This is a genomic window from Clostridium carboxidivorans P7 (genome assembly GCF_001038625.1).
GTDB lineage: Bacteria > Bacillota > Clostridia > Clostridiales > Clostridiaceae > Clostridium_AM > Clostridium_AM carboxidivorans.
Window position 1 is genome coordinate 1472806 of record NZ_CP011803.1, and the last position, 18383, is coordinate 1491188.

Sequence of the window (18383 nt, forward strand, 5' to 3'; positions counted from 1 at the left end):
ATGTCGATGAATCCAGTAAAGACAACAGAGTACATTAGTGATAAATATATTGAATACTTAGAATCAATATTGACAGTAAAGGATAATGACATTAGAGAAAAAGCAGTTGATAAAATAAAAAGAGAAAATAAGTTTATTAAAGGACCTTTTGTAGAGATAACACCGCCATTTGTTGCGGGAAAATCTATTAGCCAATTAGTAGAGGAAGGTATTTTGAGCAGTGAATTTAAATATATTGATGGAGCTTTAAATAATAAAAGAAGCTTATATAAACATCAGGAAGATGCTGTAAGAAAAATTGTTAGTCAGAATAGAAATTTGGTTGTTGCTACAGGAACAGGCAGTGGAAAAACAGAATGTTTTTTAATACCTATAGTTAATTATTTAATGGGACAAAAAGAAAATGGAAAATTAAATTCAGGGGTAAGGGCACTGCTTTTATATCCAATGAATGCTTTAGCAAATGATCAAATTAAAAGGTTGAGAAGTTTACTAAAGGATTATCCTGATATAACTTTTGGTAGGTATACTGGAGAGACTGTTAAAGAAACAGGTAAGGCTCTTCAAGATTATAGAACCCAAAATAATGGTGAAGCTCCAATGCCCAATGAATTAATCTCCAGAGAACAAATGAGAAAAAATCCACCACATTTTTTATTAACTAACTATGCTATGCTAGAATATTTGCTTTTAAGACCTGAGGATAATGATTTCTTTGATAAAGAATACAGCAATGAATGGAAGTTTATAGTTTTAGATGAGGCACACAGCTATAAAGGAGCTAATGGGGCGGAAGTTGCTTTATTGTTAAAAAGGCTTAAAGAGAGGATAAATAGGGGAGAGCAAGGTAAAATCCAGTGTATTGCAACAAGTGCTACATTAGGAGGTGGAAAGGAAGATTATCCTAAGGTAGCTCAATTTGCATCAGATCTATTCAGTGAAAAGTTTTATCCAGAGGATATAGTAGAGTCATCAAGGGTAAATATGGCTTTAAGAGAAAATATCAGCATATATAGAAGTTGCGATTTTTACAATAATTTAAAGGATGACTATTACTTATTTTTGGATGGAAAGAAAACGTTTGATGAGTTTAAGAATAAATATAACATTGATATTAGAATCGATAATATAGATAGAGCCTTATATGAGATTCTGAAGGATGATGAAAATTTGATAGCTTTACAAAAAGAATTAGGTCAACAAACTCAGTCAGTAGATAAGGTAGTTGATTTAGTGTTTAAGAGGGATGCAGTAGAATACAGAAAAAAAGAAGAAGGTTTAATTAGTTTAATAGATATAGCTTCAAAAGCAAAAGCAGATAAGGAATCTAAAGCATTACTGCCTGCTAGATATCATCTATTTGTAAGAGCTTTGGAAGGAATGTATGCATCATTTTACCCTCATAAAGAGGTATATTTGGAAAGAAGAGAGAAAATTAGGGCTGGGAATAACTTAGATGTTTCTGTATTCGAATTAGCTAATTGTCAAAAATGTGGACAAGAATATATAGTAGGAATTATAGATAGGCTAGGATATCTAAAGCATTATACTACTGATTTTGGAGATAACAGTAAAGTAATGACTTATTTTATGGTAGATAATAGTGAGCAAGAAATTGACTCTATAGATGAGGATGAGGGATTAATCTACGAAGCTGATAATTCTAAGGCAGAGGATTGGATTTTATGTTCTGTATGTGGAAAAATAGAGAAAGCAGGAAAAGTATCAGGTTTTACCTGCTGTAATGTAAATGATAGCAGAAAATATATAAAAGTTAAAAAGATTTTAAAAAAGGGTTATTCATTAAATACCTGTATGGCATGTGGTGGAGTATCACCAAATATAGTAAAAAGATTCTTAACATCCTATGATCCAGCCACTAATGTTTTGGCTAGAAGCTTATATGAAATGATACCATCAACGAAAACAGAAGTCAAAACTGAGGTTGTTATTGACAGTAATGAAAATGTTGAAGATGATTGGTTTATAGATGAGGATTCGTTGGGGGATGACGTATTTGATGAGGTATCTAGTACCATAGTTGACAATGTTAGTAAAGAAGAAAAGAAGCTATTGGTATTTTCAGATAATAGGCAAGAAGCTGCATTCTTTGGAGCTTATATGGATAACAAATATAATCAATTGCTTTGGAGAAAAATTTTATTAAGGGCTTTAGAAGAATTAAAAGTAGATTGTGATGAAGATATCAGGGCAGATGGATTAGCTACGAGAATGGTCAAATTAGCTTCAGAAGCTGGTGTATTTGATGAAACTTTCTCATTACAGGATAAAAAAAGAATAGTTTATGCATATATAATGAAAGAGTTAATAGCTATAGAAAGAAATACTGGACTAGAGGGCTTGGGTCTCATAAAGATAAAGCCTGTTAAAATAGGTATTAATAAATCTAAAAAGTATGATCGATTAAAAATAAATGGTGAAGAGCTGGAAATATTGATTAATGTTATTTTAGATTCATTTAGGTTCTCAAGTTGTATTTCATTTCCAAATAGTATATCTCCTCTGGATGAGGTTTTTGCACCAAGAAATAGAAATGTATATTTTAGAACAGAAAAATCTGAAAATGGAAAGAATATTTCAATATTAAGTGCTTTGCCAAGTGAGAATATAGAGAATAAAAGAAGTAACTTTATTAAAAAAATATTATTAAAAAATGGAGTATCTCAAGAAGATGCTAAAAGCCGTTCAAAGGAAATATTAAAGAGTATATTAGGGTTATTTGAGGATGTCTTGATAAAAAAATCATATATAGAAAAAGTAAATGAAGGTAGTTACGGAATAGTAAAGAGACTAAACTATAAGATGTGGAATATAGCTCTTGCTTCTTCTGAAGATAAGCTATATATATGTAATAAATGTGGTAAGGTAACTTCAAATAATATTAAAAATATATGTCCCGAATTTAGATGTGATGGAGAGTTAACAGAGTTAAACAATAGACAGCCATCTAAGTATGACTATTATAGAAAATTATATTCTGATAGAAGGATTGTTCCTATGATTGCTAAAGAGCATACAGCTCAGTTAACGAGTACTGCAGCAAGTGAATTACAGAAAAAATTTGAAAGTGGAAAGGTTAACGTATTAAGCTGTTCAACAACCTTTGAAATGGGTGTGGATGTGGGACAGTTAGAGGCTATATTTATGAGAAATGTTCCACCAGAAACAGCTAATTATATACAACGAGCAGGTAGAGCTGGAAGAAGAGGTTCATCAACTGCTTTTGCATTAACCTTTGCAAGAAGAAGAAGTCATGATTTAAACTATTATAGCAATCCTACTAAAATTATACATGGAGCTATCCAGCCTCCATATATTGAAGTGAAAAATGAAAAGATTGTAAAAAGACATATGTATTCAGTTATTTTTGCATATTTTTTCAGGCACCATCCGGAACTGTTTAAAAATACTGAAGACTTATTTATAGAAAATGAAGATATGTATGCAACAAAAGAAGTTAGGGAATTATTGGAGAGCTACCCTAAAGAGTTAATTACTTCTCTTAAGAATATAGTACCAAGTTCTTTACATGAAAAACTTGGACTAGATAACTGGAGTTTTATTGACGAGCTATGTGGTGAGGAAGGTAGCCTTAGGAAAGTTGAAATTGAATATAGAGATAACTTAGAAGAGTTAAATAGAATAAAACAAGAGAAATTTGAAAAAGGTCAAAACATAGATTATATAAATAGAATAATGAACACGTATAAGAAAAAATCAATTATTAATTATTTATCAGATAGAAATATACTTCCTAAGTATGGATTTCCAGTAGATGTTGTAAGCTTAGATATTTTAAATGATAGCGTTGATGCAAAAAATATTGATTTATCAAGAGATTTAAAGATGGCAATTACTGAATTTGCACCAGGAAGTTCAGTGGTGGCAAATGGAAAACTGTGGACATCATATTCCATAAATATTGCGACTAATAAAGGATGGCCAACCTATGAATATGCAATATGTACTAAATGTAAAAAAATTCATACATCTCAAAGTGATTTAGGAAATACTGAGCGATACATTGAATCTTTTTGTGATTGTGGAGAGGAATTGCAAAGAAGATTTTTTATAAAGCCACAGTTTGGTTTTTCAACATGTTTAGAAACACCAAAAACACCAGGAGAAAACAGACCAAGTAAGTTTTATGCAACAAATATAACATTTGATGATTTTGAACAGTTAGATAAATATCAAGAAAAAGAAGTTATTGCAGATAAACTGAGATTAAATGAAAATGATATTTTATATAAGTATTCACCTATGGGACGATTTTTCTTAGTAAATAAAGGTATAGGAAATTTAGGCTTTAGAGTATGTAAACTATGTGGATATGCTACAGCAGAGCCACAAGACAAAAAAACTAAATTTAAACATAAAAATAAATTTGGCTCAATTTGTCCAAGTACAAATTATTATATGACTGATTTAGGACATGAATTTACAACGGATGTTCTACAAATTACACTGCCACCAATAGGACAACTAAGTGAAAATTTATGGATAACTCTTTTATATTCAATAATTGAGGGAGCATGTGATACTTTTGATATAGTAAGAAGTGATATAAATGGATGTTTATACTATAATAATAATGACTATATGTATCCTTCAATCATATTATTTGATGAAGCTGCAGGAGGAGCGGGTCACGTAAAGAAAATATCCTCTAACATTAGACAAGTGTTACAAAGTGCTTATGATAAAGTTAGTAACTGTGAATGTGGAGAAGAAACAAGTTGTTATGGTTGTTTAAGAAATTATAACAATCAAATTTTCCATGAGAAGCTGCAAAGGGGATTGGCAAAAAAGTATTTAGGTATTTTATTAGGTAAATAAAAAGGTTCTGTCTTAATTTTTAAGTGTTATAATTTATAATTAAATACAATTTTGAGTTGGTAAACTTATTTATAACAATGTAATTAAATGTGTACACCTGAAGTTAACATTCAAATTTACAATGCACTTTAACTAAAAACTAAAGTATTTAGCAAATATAAATACTTGAACAATAAGTATTAATGGTATTCCAATTGTAAATCTTTTATGCTTAGTTTTATGTCTGAATAAATACATACCTATGAGTATGCCAGGGCTTCCAAGAAGAAGTGCTGTGATGAAGAGAGTTTTTTCAGGTATTCTCCATTTGCCTTTTTGAGATTTACTTTTATCAGAATGCATCAAAAATATTCCATATAAGTTTATAACTAAGATATAACATAAAAAAAATTTCATGGCTCATATTTATATACTTTTAAAAGTATAATTCCTTTTGGAATCCTCCTGTTCGTAATTACTTGCATTTTTCACTCAAATCTTTAAATATAGCTTCTACACCTTTACCCCAATTTTTATCTTCAGCATAGCTTTTGCCAACCCATAAAAATGGATCTGAATCTTTAGGCATATCTTTAGATAAATTGATAACAGTTCTTGCAGCTATTTTTGAAGTATCTTTTATATCTGTATTATACTCCTGCCAGCTGTGAAAAACGTTAAAAGGGTTATTGGCAATTTTAGAAGCAAACTTTGTATCTTCAGGTACAAAGCTTTGTTCTTGTCCAGTTATTGCAAAGAGTACTAGAGGATTTAAATTAAATTCTTTTGCAACGGACATAATAGTAGAAAAATAAGGCTCCTTTACAAGTAAAGATTTATGTAGAGTTAAAAACTTTTTTAATTTTACTTCATCTATATCTTTATATTTCATGTAATCAGGAAGATGAGCATTTGAAAATTTACTACTAGTATTTTGTAGTAAACCTTGAGAAATACTTTTTTCCTTGAAAGAGTAAAATTTAAAATTACTTTTAGAGCTCATGCTATAAGCAACTTTACTTATAGGATAAAACATAATAAGGAATATTATACCGCTAAAAGTAATAATAACTCTACTATTAAATTTCAATTTTTTCAAATATTTTAAAGAAGTATTTGAAAATTTGTAAGTAGAAGTGTTATTTTCAACAGTAATGGTATTGTCAGGTACATTAACCATAGGCTTGCTATCATCAGTGTTTTTAACTTTTAATTTATCTTTAACTTCTTCTTTAAGACCTAAGTATGATTTCAAATCTTCATCTGTAATTGGGTTGTCTATATTTAAGTTAAGCCAATTTGTTAATAGGCTTGTACAATTAGTTTTTAGTTCATTTTCCATCAAACAACAATTGAAAACATCATACATAGTAATTGAGGTCTTATTTTTGGCAAAGGTATTTTTTAGTATATTTACTTTTATAGAAGATTTATATTCATCTGGTATTCCTTCCAATTTTGTGTATAGTATATGATGAATAGTGTTTGAAAGCATACTAGCTCTTTCTTTAGTTTGATTTTTAGCATACTTTTTATCAATATAATTTTTAAAAGTCTGAATATCATCTCTATTTATAACTTTTTTTGCTTTTAATTCATCTGTAAATTTATCCATAGTTTTCACAACCTGTAAAAAATATTATATCGTATTATAGTTTTATCGTAGTTTTAAAAAAAAACTTTATATTAGCACTATTATATAATATTTTAAAGGAAAGTGAAAACTTTTGTAGAATAATTTATTACGGAGGTGGGATGTATGCTAAATAATTTACAAGGTGAATTTAATACATTTGATGGTATCAAACTATTTTATAGTAAGGATATAGTAGATTCTGCAAAGGCAGTAGTTGTAATAGTGCATGGCCTTTGTGAGCATTTAGAAAGATATAATTATTTTACAAAAAAGTTAAATGATTTTGGTTATACAGTTTATAGATTTGATAATAGAGGTCATGGAAAATCTGGAGGAGAAAGAGGCTATGTAGAAAGTTTTCAGGATTTTTTTAAGGATGCAGATAAAGTAGTAGATATGGCTTTAGAAGAAAATAAAGGACTGCCTGTATTTATGTTTGGGCACAGTATGGGAGGCTTTATTACAGCAGGTTATGGAATGAAATATAAAAATAAATTAAAGGGTCAAATATTATCAGGGGCTGCAATTACAGAACCTCATGCTTTTAAAGACTTAAAAAAGGATAATTATTTTGAAAAACATCCAAGAGAAAAATCACCTAATGCTTTAGCTAAATTTATTTGTAGGGATGAGAATGTAGTTAAAGATTATGATAATGATCCTCTTGTACTTAAAGAAACTAACATAAAACTTTTAGGAGAAGCATTTATAAAAGGTTCTAAATGGATTAGTGAAAATGTTAAAAACTACGAGTATCCATGCCTTATACTTCATGGAGAAATGGATAGAATAGTTAAAAATGAAGCTTCTAAATGGATGTTTAGTAATATACACTCTGATGATAAATCTATTAAGATATATCCAAAATGTTATCATGAGATACTAAGTGAAAAAGAGGAAAAAGATGATGTTATAGAGGATATACATAAGTGGATTGAAGAGAGAATTTAAAGAATTTTTGTAAATAATTTAATTTAACTGGTACAAAGTATTCTCATTATGTAGTATACTAATATGGGTTTAAATTTAAAGACAGGAGAAGCTTAATGGGAAAAAAAATAAATAATTTAGTTAAAATAATTGTTGTGATAGTTTTATTTTGTGGTATTTTTGGTATAGCAAAATATTATATATATAAACATGATCATATAAATACAAAAAATATTAATATGACTCTTTATATTGATACTACAGATAATGTAAGTAAAGATAAACTTCAAGTAAATTGGAAACAACTTGCTGCTATTGATGGTGTTAGGTATAAAAATGACTTTTCAAAGGCGAGTGAAGAAAATATAACGAAACTTGCAAGTATGTTTTTAGTAAAGAATACATCAGTTCATAATGTTGGAAATAGTAAGTATAAACTTTTAAGTTTAGATGAAGTTTTGGACAAGTTATCTTTAAAAAAGGGTGAAAAGGAAAAGGTATATAGATATTTAAAAGATTTAGATTCTGTAGCGTTAAATAGCAAATTAAAGGATGATCCTTCTTATAAAAAATTTATAGATGAGTTAACTCCAGAAGCAATTGACATATATAATAAATATGGTATTTTACCTTCTGTAACCATATCACAAGCAATATTGGAGTCAGGTTGGGGAAAGTCAGAACTTACTTCAAAATCTAATAATTTATTTGGTATAAAAGCTGACAGCAGTTGGAAGGGAAAAAGCATAATTATGAAAACTTCCGAGTACTATAATAAAATTATAAAGGATTCCTTTAGAGTTTATGCTAGTAAAAGTGAGTCACTTAGGGATTATGGTGATTTCCTTTATAAAAATAAAAGATACAAGGATAAAGGTGTTTTATCGGCTTTAAATTATAAAGATCAAGCAGAAGCTATAGAAAAAGCTGGATATAGTACTGTACAAGATAAAAAGGGTAACGAAATTTATGCAGATTTAGTGATAAAAATAATAAAGGAGAACAATCTTCAACTTATAGACAATAAGATTCAATTAGAAAAGAGTCAAGCATTATCTAAGTGATTAAATAGTGCAAAGTTGTCTATAATTAAAAATACAAAAGTATTTAGTGCCACAGCAGGGATACATAAGGTGGCAGCAAAATAGGCACTTGAATTTCAAGTGCCTATATAAATTTCAACATATTCTTGGAAGAGCATATCCAGATGGCATGTCTATAATCTTTTTTCCTCCTATAAAAGTATTCATATATACTTTTGCGGAGTCTTCAGCTACTACTTTACCTATAATAGATGCATTGATTCCTAAAGGGTGCTGCTTCATTTTACATAAAACTGCATAAGCATATTTTTCAGGTACAAAACAACAAAGTTTTCCTTCATTGGCAAGATACAGAGGATCAACTCCAAGTATTTCACAAGCATCGTTTACTTCTTCCTTTATAGGAATGAAATTTTCTTCTAGTTCAATAGATATATTGCTAGCTTCTGCAATTTCATTTAGTACTGCAGCAAGGCCTCCTCGTGTAGCATCTCTAATTACATGTATGTAAGGACATATGTCTAACATTTCACCAACTAGAAAATTTAAAGGAGCACAGTCACTTGATAAATTACCGTAGAATTTTAAATTATTTCTCTCACACATAATTTCTATACCATGGTCACCTAAAGTGCCATTAACAATAATTATGTCCCCAATTTCAGCATTTGAAGCTTTTATATTTACATTATCATAAATAAAGCCTATGCCTGAAGTATTAATAAAAATACCATCTGCTCCTCCTTTAGGAACTACTTTTGTATCACCAGCAACAATTTGTACATTAGCTTTTTTGCAGGTTTCAGCCATGGATTTTACTATTATTTCTAAATTTTCTATGGAAAAACCTTCTTCAATTATAAAGGAACTGCTTAGATACATAGGTTTAGCTCCACTTACAGCTAGATCATTTACTGTACCACATATAGATAGCTTGCCTATATCTCCTCCATTGAAGAATATAGGACTTATTACAAAAGAATCAGTGGTGTATGCAATTTTTTTATTGTTTATATTAAGCAAGGCAGAATCATTTAATTCATTTAATACAGTATTGTTAAAATATTTTAAAAATAAATTATTTATTAAATTGTTAGTTGCTTTTCCACCATCTCCATGAATCAGTGAAATCTTATTTTTCATCTTAACCTCCAATTATGATATTTATAATAAGCTGCACAAGTACCTTCAGAAGATACCATACATGGACCTACGGGATTTTCGGGGGTACATATTTTTTGAAAAAGCTCACATTGAATAGGGGTGATTTTTCCTTTTAATATATCACTGCATTTACATTTGCTAATTTTAGTACAATTAGGCAATTCAATTTTAAAATGCTTCATGGCATCAAACATTTCATAGTTTTCATTTAACTCATAGCCACTTTTAGCAATGACTCCAAATCCACGCCAATTGCTGTCTACTACTTTAAAAACTTTTTCTATGTATTTTAAAGCATTTATGTTTCCATCATATTTTACAACTCTTTTATAGCCATTAATTATTTTAGGGGTGTTATTATGAATCAATTGTAAGATTATTTTTATACTTATAAGCATATCTGCAGCTTCAAAGCCAGTTATAACTCCAGATATTTTATAGTTATCACATAAAAAACTATATGGTTTTTCTCCAATAATGGCACTTACATGACCTGGAAGGAGAAATGCATCTATATTAATTTCCTTATCTTCTAGTAAATTTTTAAGTACAGGAATAACTAATTTATGAGAAGTTAGAAAAAATAAATTTTTTATATTATTATTTTTAGCTTCAATAGCCGTTACAGCTGTCATAGGAGTTGTAGTTTCAAAACCTACAGATAAGAAAATTATATTTTTAAAAGGATTTTTTTTAGCTAGTATTAAAGCATCCATAGGAGAATAAACAATTCTTATGTCGCTGCCTTCTGATTTCCTTTCCATTAATGAAGAGGTTTTTCCAGGAACTTTCATCATATCTCCAAAGGTAGCTATAATAACATTTTCAATATGAGAGAGCTTTATTGCAGCATCAATATAATTTTCAGGAGTGACGCAAACAGGACAACCAGGTCCAGATATTAGTTTTATATTTGAAGGTAATACATCATTCAATCCATATTTAAATATAGACATAGTATGAGTACCACACACTTCCATGATGTTTATTTTTCTATCTGTCATATTTTCAATGGATTTTATAATTTTTTTAGAGTAATAACCATTTCTAAATTCGTCAACAAATTTCATGTTCACCTATCTCCTTGAGTATTTGCAAGGTTTTAAAAGCTTCTTTTTCATTTATAATTTCAATGGCGCAGCCAGCATGTACAAGTACATATTCACCAACCTTTACATCAGGTACTAAGTGAATAAATATTTCACGCTGCAGTGCACCTATTTCTACTGTTCCTCTATTTTCTTTACGGTTTATAAGTTTACCTGGTACAGCTAAACACATATATAACCTCCAAATTGTATTATTTAATATTTGATAATATACAGATTAAATTTAAAACTTCACAGTTTACTTTATACTTATTTAAATTTAAAAAACTTTATACCATCTAAAAAGCATAATAATTTTTTATTTTTTGAAGATACCTTATGTTTGAAAAATAATTACTAGTAATCTGGGGTGAATTTTCAGTAATAAATTTAAGGTTTTAAAATATATTTACATTGAAGATTATAAGAGGGGGAAATTTATGAACGAACGAACTTCTCAAGAACTTAAGAATATGCTTCAAGAAATAAATCATTATAAAAAAATGATTAATGCTTCTATATGTCCTTATGAAAAAATACGTTTGATAAATACAATAGCCTATAAGGTAACAGAAATTTTAGATAATATAAATATGGATAAAGATATGGAAAGGGAAATGATGGCTCAATCATCAAAGGAAATTACTATTGAAGAATTAGCTAAATATGATGGTTCCATGGGAAAACCTGCTTATGCAGCAGTAGATGGTATAGTTTATGATTTAAGTCTTATCAGTGTTTGGGGAGGAGGAACTCATTTTGGATTGTATGCAGGTAGGGATCTTTCAAAGGAGTTTAAGAGTTGTCATGGCAATAAAGTTGAAATATTAAAAAGTCTTCCAGTTATAGGAAGAATTAAGTGAATGTTTTAATTTTATCAGAGAAATGCATAGGAGGTATAAATTTTGCCTTTAATGAAACTTGTATATGAAGCTATAGATAAAATCAATAGAGGATTAATTAAGAAACCTAATTTTATTTGGCTTGAATGTACTGGATGTGAGGGAAATATAATTTCTTTTCTCAATGCAGATAAACCAGATTTTAAGTATTTTCTTAATCAAATGGTAAATTTAAAATACAGCAATAGTTTAATGCAGCCTGATGGAGAAAAAGCTTATGAAAATTTTCTAGAAACATTGGATACAGATTTTATACTTGGAGTAGAAGGAGCTATTACAGAGAAAGATAATGGATTTTATACATTAATGGCATATTATAAGGGAAAACAAGTATCTGCAGCAGAAGGAGTTAGTTTAGCAGCAGCAAAGACAAAAAAAATAATAGCTATAGGAACTTGTGCTTCCTTTGGCGGAATATCTGCTGCAAGACCAAATCCTACTGGTTGTATGAGTTTAAGTGAATTTTTAAATAGGAAGATTATAAATGTTCCTGGATGTCCAGCAAATCCTTTATGGGTTATAGGCACTATTGCCAGTTTAATTTTATATGGTGATGTGGATGTGGATGCTAAAGGTAGACCTTTAATGTTTTATAGAGAAACCAATCATACTGATTGTCAAAGACGTTCATATTTTGATAATAATATATTTGCAAAAAAACTTGGAGAGCATGAATGCATGTTTAAGCTTGGATGTAGAGGTCCTATAACAAAAGCTTATTGTCCTTTAGGAAAGTGGAATTCAAGAATGAATTGGCCTGTAGAAAATAATACTCCTTGTATAGGTTGTGCTAATGAATATTTTCCAGATGGTACAGAGCCTTTTGTAAGGTATTAAGGGGGGAAAAGCTGTTATGGCTACAAGGATAACTATAGAACCAATAACTAGAATTAGTGGACCTTTAAGTATAGAAGTTGAAATTGAAAAAAATAAAATAGTAAATGTTAAAAGCAGTGGAGTATTGTTTAGAGGTTTTGAAAGTATGTTAGAAGGAAGACCTCCTTTAGATGCGATATATTTTACTGAAAGGATATGCGGCATATGTTCAACTGCACATGGAGTAGTGGCAAGCTTAGCTCTTGAAGATGCTTTAAAGGTAAAACCGGATGAAAATGGAGTAAGGGTAAGAGATTTTGCTCATGGAGCTGACTTTATTCAAAATATCATAAGGCAGATTTGCCTTTTTGTATTTCCTGATTATGTTAAGATAAAGGAGGTCCCAGGAAGTATAGATTATGATTTTAGACTTCCAGATAAGTTAACACGAAAAATTAGCGAGGACTATTTAAAAGCATTAGAATATAGTCGCTTTGCTCATGAAATGGTAGCTATTATTGGAGGAAAAGCTCCTCATAGTCATGGTGTATTTGTAGGAGGAACTACTGCAAATTTGGATGCTTCTAAAATAATAAGACTTAAATATTTGCTGGAGCAAATTTATGAATTTATATGTTCGGATATGGTTGAGGATATAAACATTATATCAGCATATTATCCAGAATATTTTAAAATGGGAGCAGGAACAAAGAATCTTTTGACATTTGGTTTATTTAATGATTTGCCTGAAAAGGAATTAGTTTATGTTTATCCTTCTGTATACATTGATGATAAAAAAAGTGGCTTGGATGTAGATGCTATAAAAGAAGGTGTAGAATATTCCTGGTATAAGAATACAAAATCCAACACAGTGCCCTCTGAAAAACCTTCAGAATTAGATATTAAGAAACCTGGAGCTTATACCTTTGTAAAAGCACCTAGATATAAAGGTGAAGTTGTACAGGTAGGTCCCTTAGCTCGCATGATTTTATCTGATAACTATAAATACAGCATATCAACTATGGACAGATTAATTGCTAGGGTACTGGAAGGAAAGTTATTATCAGAAAAAATGCTTAAGCTTTTGGATTTAATAACCCCAACAAATGCAGTTCAAAATCAATATATAATTCCTGAAAGTGCAGAAGGAAAAGGACTTTATGATGCAGTAAGAGGAGCACTTGGACATTGGATAAAAATAGAAAATGGAGTTATAAAAAATTATGATATAATCACGCCAACAGTATGGAATCTTTCACCTAAAGATAGTATGTTACAGCATGGAGCTATTGAAGAATCACTAATAGGCACTGAAATTGAAAATGTAAAAAGTCCTGTGGAAATAGGAAGAATAATTCGTTCCTTTGATCCTTGTATATCTTGTGCAACTCATGTGACTATAGATTGTTGTAAAGACTATAATATTGAAATTGTATAAGGCAATTTAAAAATATGATGTATATTTTTAGGAAGGTGATGAGATTGCATGAGATATCTATAATGGAAAGCACTATAGATATTGTACTTAAAAAGGCTGAAGAATGTAATTTTAAGACTATAAGAAAAGTTACACTAAAGATTGGTGAGTTGTCAGGGGTAATGGATGAGGCTTTAAGGTTTGCGTTTAATGAACTTAAAAATTACTCTATGCTAAAGGATGCAGAACTTTGTATAGATAAAATAAAAGCAAGGGCTTATTGTAAAAATTGTGATATAAATTATGATATAGATCATTTTAATAAACTTTGTCCCATTTGTGCAGGGTTTCCTGCAAAGATTGTAAGTGGATATGAATTATATTTATATTCCATAGAAGGAGAGTGAAATATGAGTGAAATTAAAGTTATTGTAAACATGCTTCATAATAACGAAGAAATTGCTTTAGAAAATAAAAAGATTTTTGATGATGAAGATATATTTGTAATAAATTTAATGAGTGCTCCAGGTTCAGGTAAAACTTCTATACTTGAAAAATTAATTTGCAGCATTAAAAAGCATTTAAAGATAGCAGTAATAGAAGGTGATATATATACTACTAAGGATGCAGACAGAATAGAAGCTAAAGGAGTTCCAGTTGTACAAATAAATACTTCAGGAGCTTGTCATTTGGATGCAGATATGATAAGAAATGCAGCACTTAATTTAGATTTGAGAAATTTAGATATGATTATTATAGAAAATGTAGGAAATCTAGTGTGTCCTGCAGAATTTGAAGTAGGAGAAGATATGAAAGTATGTGTACTCAGTGTAACAGAAGGAAATGATAAACCCTTAAAATATCCACTTATGTTTGAAAAAAGTGAAGCATTGATTTTAAATAAAATAGATTTAATACCTTTTACCGATTTTAGTAGTGAGGAATTTTATAAGGATATCAATACAGTAAATTCTAAAATTAAAATTTTTGAGACTTCTTGTACTAACAATAAAGGGATAGATGAATTATGCAATTGGATTTTACAAAAAGCCAATGAAAAATAATAATATGAAAAAAAAAGTAATAGGCATAGGTAATAAACTTATGATGGATGATGGGGCAGCTATCTTTGTGCTTCAAAATATAAAAAATGATTTAGAATATAATGGTATAGAAGTCATAATTGGAGAAACAGATGTGGATTTTTGCTTTTCCAAGTTAAATAATGTTGATGAATTTTACATTGTGGATTCCTATTTTTCTGGTAAGATTCCTGGCACTTTGACGTTTAAGAAAATTAAAGATGTAAAAAAAATAAGAAAGCATTGTGCTGTACATTCTTTAGGGTTAATGGATTTAATTGATATATATGGAATAGAAGTAAAAGGTTATTTTGTAGGAATAGAAGTAGGAAGAATAGATATGAATATAGGATTGAGTAATGACTTACAGGTGAAATTTAAAGATGTATGCAGTAAAATATTGAAGTTTATGATAAACAATAAAAATTAAATTTATGCAGTTAAGAATAAGTTATTATAAAAAAATGAATTAAATACATTGGATAATTATAAATACTGAATACAAAAATTCAAAAAATTATATAATAAGGCACTTGAATAAGTTTCAAGTGCCCTATTAGAAATTTTGATAAATTTATCTTTGCTTTACCAAGGTAAATCTTCTCTATGATGGTATTTTTTATGATGATAAGGGTAGTGAGGATAATATGGGTAATATGGATAATAAGGGTAATATGGATACTTATGATGATATTGGTGATAAGGGTGATAAGGGTAAACTCTATCCTCATCAACATCAATATCAACGTCAATATCGTCGTCTTCGCTGCGCATTCCCATTCCACAAGAACAATTTGCATTTGCATTTGCATTTGCCTGAGCACCTGGGAATGGCATTGCAGCACCTTGGAATGGCATTCCAGGGAATCCGCCACCCATCCAAGGGAATCCACCGCCCATCCAAGGAGAACAACTATTCATCCAAGGAGAGCAACAGCTATTCATCCAAGGGAAAAATGGCATACAGCAGCAATTGCGTCTGCGACGATGACGGGTCTGTTCATCATCAATGTCGACATCAATATCCTCATCTTCACCGCGCATTCCCATTCCACAAGAACAATTTGCATTTGCATTTGCATTTGCCTGAGCACCTGGGAATGGCATTGCAGCACCTTGGAATGGTGCAGTACCTTGGAATGGCATTCCAGAGAATCCGCCACCCATCCAAGGGAATCCACCGCCCATCCAAGGAGAACAACTATTCATCCAAGGGAAAAATGGCATGCAGCAACAACAATCTCTGCGACGATGGTGATGACCGCGGCTCTCATCAACATTAACGTCAATATCAGTGTTAATATTCTCGCTATCATTTTGATAGTACATGTACATACCTCCGTAAAATCTATCTTCACTATATATAGTATTAAAAAAGTAAAAAAAAGTTACAACTTTTTAAAAAAAATAAGACTTTGCAAATGAAATGCAGAGTCTTATTTCTTATGGTGCTATTTTATCTTCTGAAAAAATAAAATAATGCTATAATTATCATTAATATAAACAAAGGTCCAGCAAAAATTATTTTAAATATTAATGCAAAAATCGAAATTACTATACCTATGGCAAAAATAAAAGCAAATATAGGTAGGGCTACTGCAGCAAGTACTGAACCTAAGAGTATAAATACTACAGCAGATAAAAGTATTGTTAAGATTATCATAAAAATAAACCTCCAAATTCATATATTTATAAATTTTTTTAATTATTCACATAAAAGAGTAATTCAATATGTGTTATGAGGTATATTATACTATATAATGAAGAAAGTACAAAGTTCAATTCTTGTTAAAACTTCTCAATTTAAAGCAAATTGCAGCATGTACAAAAAAATAGTTAACATTGTGTATAAAAGCTGGTTTTTACTTTGGTATAGTAGTTTTTATGTTTTAGTGAATAGCCTATAAAGTATTGAATTAAATATCTATGAAAAATCATAATATTTAAAAAAAGTAAAATTGTTTATTGACATCATAAAAATATATGTTATAATTACAACTAATATCAAGTTAATTTTAACATAAATCAATAAAAATTGTTTTGGAGGGAAAAATCATGAAAAATATCATTGGAAAGGGAATAAGCGGAAAATTTTATTTTTACTTTAGCTGGGGCTATCTCTATTTTAGCGCTGGTTACTTTTTCTGCAAAAAATTATATATTCCTGTTTTCAATGAGTTTAATAGATGGAAATTTAATTGGTGTAAAGAAATGCTATGTGTATAGCACTATACATTTAATTTATTTAGTAAGGCTCATTAGAGCCTTACTTTTTTTTATCCATAATGAGGTAAAGTACTCAATAATACCATATATTTTATGAAAAAATAACAATTTAATCCAAAATTTATAAAAATAATTTTAAGCCGGCAAATAAATTATTTAATATATAAAAAGTAATATACAAAATAATATTTTTAAAATTTTAAGGAGGTTTATTTTATGGTAGTAATTATGAGATGCGATGCAACAAGAGAGGAAATAGCAAGAATAAAAGAGAGAATAGAGATGGAGGGCTGCAGGGTGAACTTAATACAAGGAGAAAATCAATGCATATTAGGAATTATTGGAGATACTACAAAGCTTGATCCTGATAAAATTCAAGCCAATGAATGTGTAGAAAGAGTTACTAAGGTACAACAACCTTTTAAATTAGCAAATAGATTATTTCATCCAAGTAATACAGAAATAAAAGTTAATGATCAAGTAATAGGTGGAGATAAGATAGCTATTATGGCAGGACCTTGTTCCGTAGAAAGTGAAGAACAGATTTTAGAAATTGCAAAAACTGTAAAGGAAAGTGGAGCTGGCTTTTTAAGAGGAGGAGCTTTCAAACCTAGAACTTCACCATACAGCTTTCAAGGACTTAAGCAAGAAGGATTAGAACTTCTTAAGCTTGCAAGAAAAGAAACAGGACTTCCTATAGTAACAGAAATAATGTCTCCTGATATGATAGATACATTTGTTGAAGATGTAGATGTTATTCAAGTGGGTGCAAGAAATATGCAAAACTTTGATTTATTAAAACAACTCGGAAAAACAAGAAAACCAATTCTTTTAAAAAGAGGCTTATCCGCAACTATTGAGGAATTAATCATGTCTGCTGAGTATATAATGGCTGGTGGAAATGAAAATGTAATATTATGTGAAAGAGGCATAAGAACTTTTGAAACATATACAAGAAACACCTTAGATTTAAGCGCTATACCAGCAATAAAAAGATTAAGCCACTTACCTATCATAGTTGATCCAAGCCATTCAGCAGGAATGTGGTGGATGGTAGAACCTTTAGCAAAAGCAGCTCTAGCAGTAGGAGCAGACGGACTTATCATTGAAGTACACAATGATCCAGCTAATGCTAGGTGTGATGGACAACAATCTATAAAACCAGAAAGATTTAAAGAACTTATGGAGGAACTATCACAAATAGCTAAAATAGAGAAAAAGGCAATTTAAGGTTTGGAGG

17 protein-coding genes are annotated in these 18383 nt (G+C 29.8%); 10 read left to right on the forward strand and 7 right to left on the reverse strand.

From position 1 onward, the window contains the following. A complete protein-coding gene (locus Ccar_RS06340) occupies nt 1-4860 on the forward strand; it encodes a DEAD/DEAH box helicase (RefSeq protein ID WP_007065154.1) in 4860 nt (1619 codons plus the stop codon). A 132-nt stretch (nt 4861-4992) separates the two neighbouring features. Here Ccar_RS06340 and Ccar_RS06345 read toward each other — a convergent pair whose 3' ends face one another. Next, nucleotides 4993-5202, reverse strand: coding sequence for a DUF1294 domain-containing protein (locus Ccar_RS06345; RefSeq protein ID WP_007060926.1), 210 nt, complete (start codon nt 5200-5202; stop codon nt 4993-4995). Between the two features lie 112 nt (nt 5203-5314). Next, on the reverse strand, nt 5315-6454 hold the full coding sequence (locus Ccar_RS06350; protein WP_007060925.1) for a glucosaminidase domain-containing protein: 1140 nt from the start codon (nt 6452-6454) through the stop codon (nt 5315-5317). Nucleotides 6455-6598: 144 nt separating this feature from the next. Here Ccar_RS06350 and Ccar_RS06355 point away from each other — a divergent pair, with 144 nt between their 5' ends. Next, a complete protein-coding gene (locus tag Ccar_RS06355; protein WP_007060924.1) occupies nt 6599-7426 on the forward strand; it encodes an alpha/beta hydrolase in 828 nt (275 codons plus the stop codon). A 95-nt stretch (nt 7427-7521) separates the two neighbouring features. Further along, nucleotides 7522-8469, forward strand: a complete 948-nt coding sequence (locus tag Ccar_RS27545) for a glycoside hydrolase family 73 protein (protein ID WP_007065157.1) — start codon at nt 7522-7524, stop codon at nt 8467-8469. Between the two features lie 114 nt (nt 8470-8583). Here Ccar_RS27545 and hypE read toward each other — a convergent pair whose 3' ends face one another. Genes hypE through Ccar_RS06375 form a run of 3 tightly spaced genes read right to left on the reverse strand, consistent with a single transcriptional unit; the run spans nt 8584 to nt 10893 of the window. Next, complete coding sequence (hypE, locus tag Ccar_RS06365; protein ID WP_007060922.1) at nt 8584-9591, reverse strand: hydrogenase expression/formation protein HypE; 1008 nt, start codon at nt 9589-9591, stop codon at nt 8584-8586. After that, complete coding sequence (gene hypD / locus Ccar_RS06370) at nt 9588-10682, reverse strand: hydrogenase formation protein HypD (protein ID WP_007060921.1); 1095 nt, start codon at nt 10680-10682, stop codon at nt 9588-9590. Before hypD ends, hypE begins: the two co-directional genes overlap by 4 nt. Beyond that, nucleotides 10669-10893, reverse strand: coding sequence for a HypC/HybG/HupF family hydrogenase formation chaperone (locus tag Ccar_RS06375; protein ID WP_007060920.1), 225 nt, complete (start codon nt 10891-10893; stop codon nt 10669-10671). The genes hypD and Ccar_RS06375 overlap by 14 nt, the downstream gene beginning before the upstream one ends. A 247-nt stretch (nt 10894-11140) precedes the next feature. Here Ccar_RS06375 and Ccar_RS06380 point away from each other — a divergent pair, with 247 nt between their 5' ends. From Ccar_RS06380 to Ccar_RS06405, 6 genes are read left to right on the forward strand one after another with little or no spacing between them, the layout of a single operon-like run. Next, on the forward strand, nt 11141-11563 hold the full coding sequence (locus tag Ccar_RS06380) for a cytochrome b5 domain-containing protein (protein WP_007060919.1): 423 nt from the start codon (nt 11141-11143) through the stop codon (nt 11561-11563). 51 nt (nt 11564-11614) lie between these two features. Beyond that, on the forward strand, nt 11615-12439 hold the full coding sequence (locus tag Ccar_RS06385; RefSeq protein ID WP_237737379.1) for a hydrogenase small subunit: 825 nt from the start codon (nt 11615-11617) through the stop codon (nt 12437-12439). Nucleotides 12440-12455: 16 nt separating this feature from the next. After that, nucleotides 12456-13856 carry a nickel-dependent hydrogenase large subunit gene (locus Ccar_RS06390; RefSeq protein ID WP_007060917.1) on the forward strand — a complete coding sequence of 467 codons (1401 nt, stop codon included), beginning with the start codon at nt 12456-12458 and terminating at the stop codon, nt 13854-13856. Nucleotides 13857-13894: 38 nt separating this feature from the next. Beyond that, complete coding sequence (hypA, locus tag Ccar_RS06395; protein ID WP_007060916.1) at nt 13895-14242, forward strand: hydrogenase maturation nickel metallochaperone HypA; 348 nt, start codon at nt 13895-13897, stop codon at nt 14240-14242. Between the two features lie 3 nt (nt 14243-14245). After that, nucleotides 14246-14899, forward strand: a complete 654-nt coding sequence (gene hypB, locus Ccar_RS06400) for a hydrogenase nickel incorporation protein HypB (protein WP_007060915.1) — start codon at nt 14246-14248, stop codon at nt 14897-14899. Between the two features lie 4 nt (nt 14900-14903). Beyond that, complete coding sequence (locus Ccar_RS06405; RefSeq protein WP_237737377.1) at nt 14904-15347, forward strand: hydrogenase maturation protease; 444 nt, start codon at nt 14904-14906, stop codon at nt 15345-15347. A gap of 155 nt (nt 15348-15502) precedes the next feature. Here the strand turns inward: Ccar_RS06405 and Ccar_RS06410 are convergent, their stop codons facing one another. Beyond that, nucleotides 15503-16084 (reverse strand): hypothetical protein, encoded by a 582-nt coding sequence (locus Ccar_RS06410; RefSeq protein WP_007060913.1) that lies wholly within the window; start codon nt 16082-16084, stop codon nt 15503-15505. Nucleotides 16085-16373: 289 nt separating this feature from the next. Further along, complete coding sequence (locus Ccar_RS06415; protein ID WP_007060912.1) at nt 16374-16580, reverse strand: hypothetical protein; 207 nt, start codon at nt 16578-16580, stop codon at nt 16374-16376. Between the two features lie 779 nt (nt 16581-17359). Between Ccar_RS06415 and aroF the strand changes: the two genes are divergently transcribed. Continuing rightward, complete coding sequence (aroF, locus tag Ccar_RS06420; protein WP_007060911.1) at nt 17360-18373, forward strand: 3-deoxy-7-phosphoheptulonate synthase; 1014 nt, start codon at nt 17360-17362, stop codon at nt 18371-18373. The last annotated feature ends 10 nt before the right edge of the window (nt 18374-18383 follow it).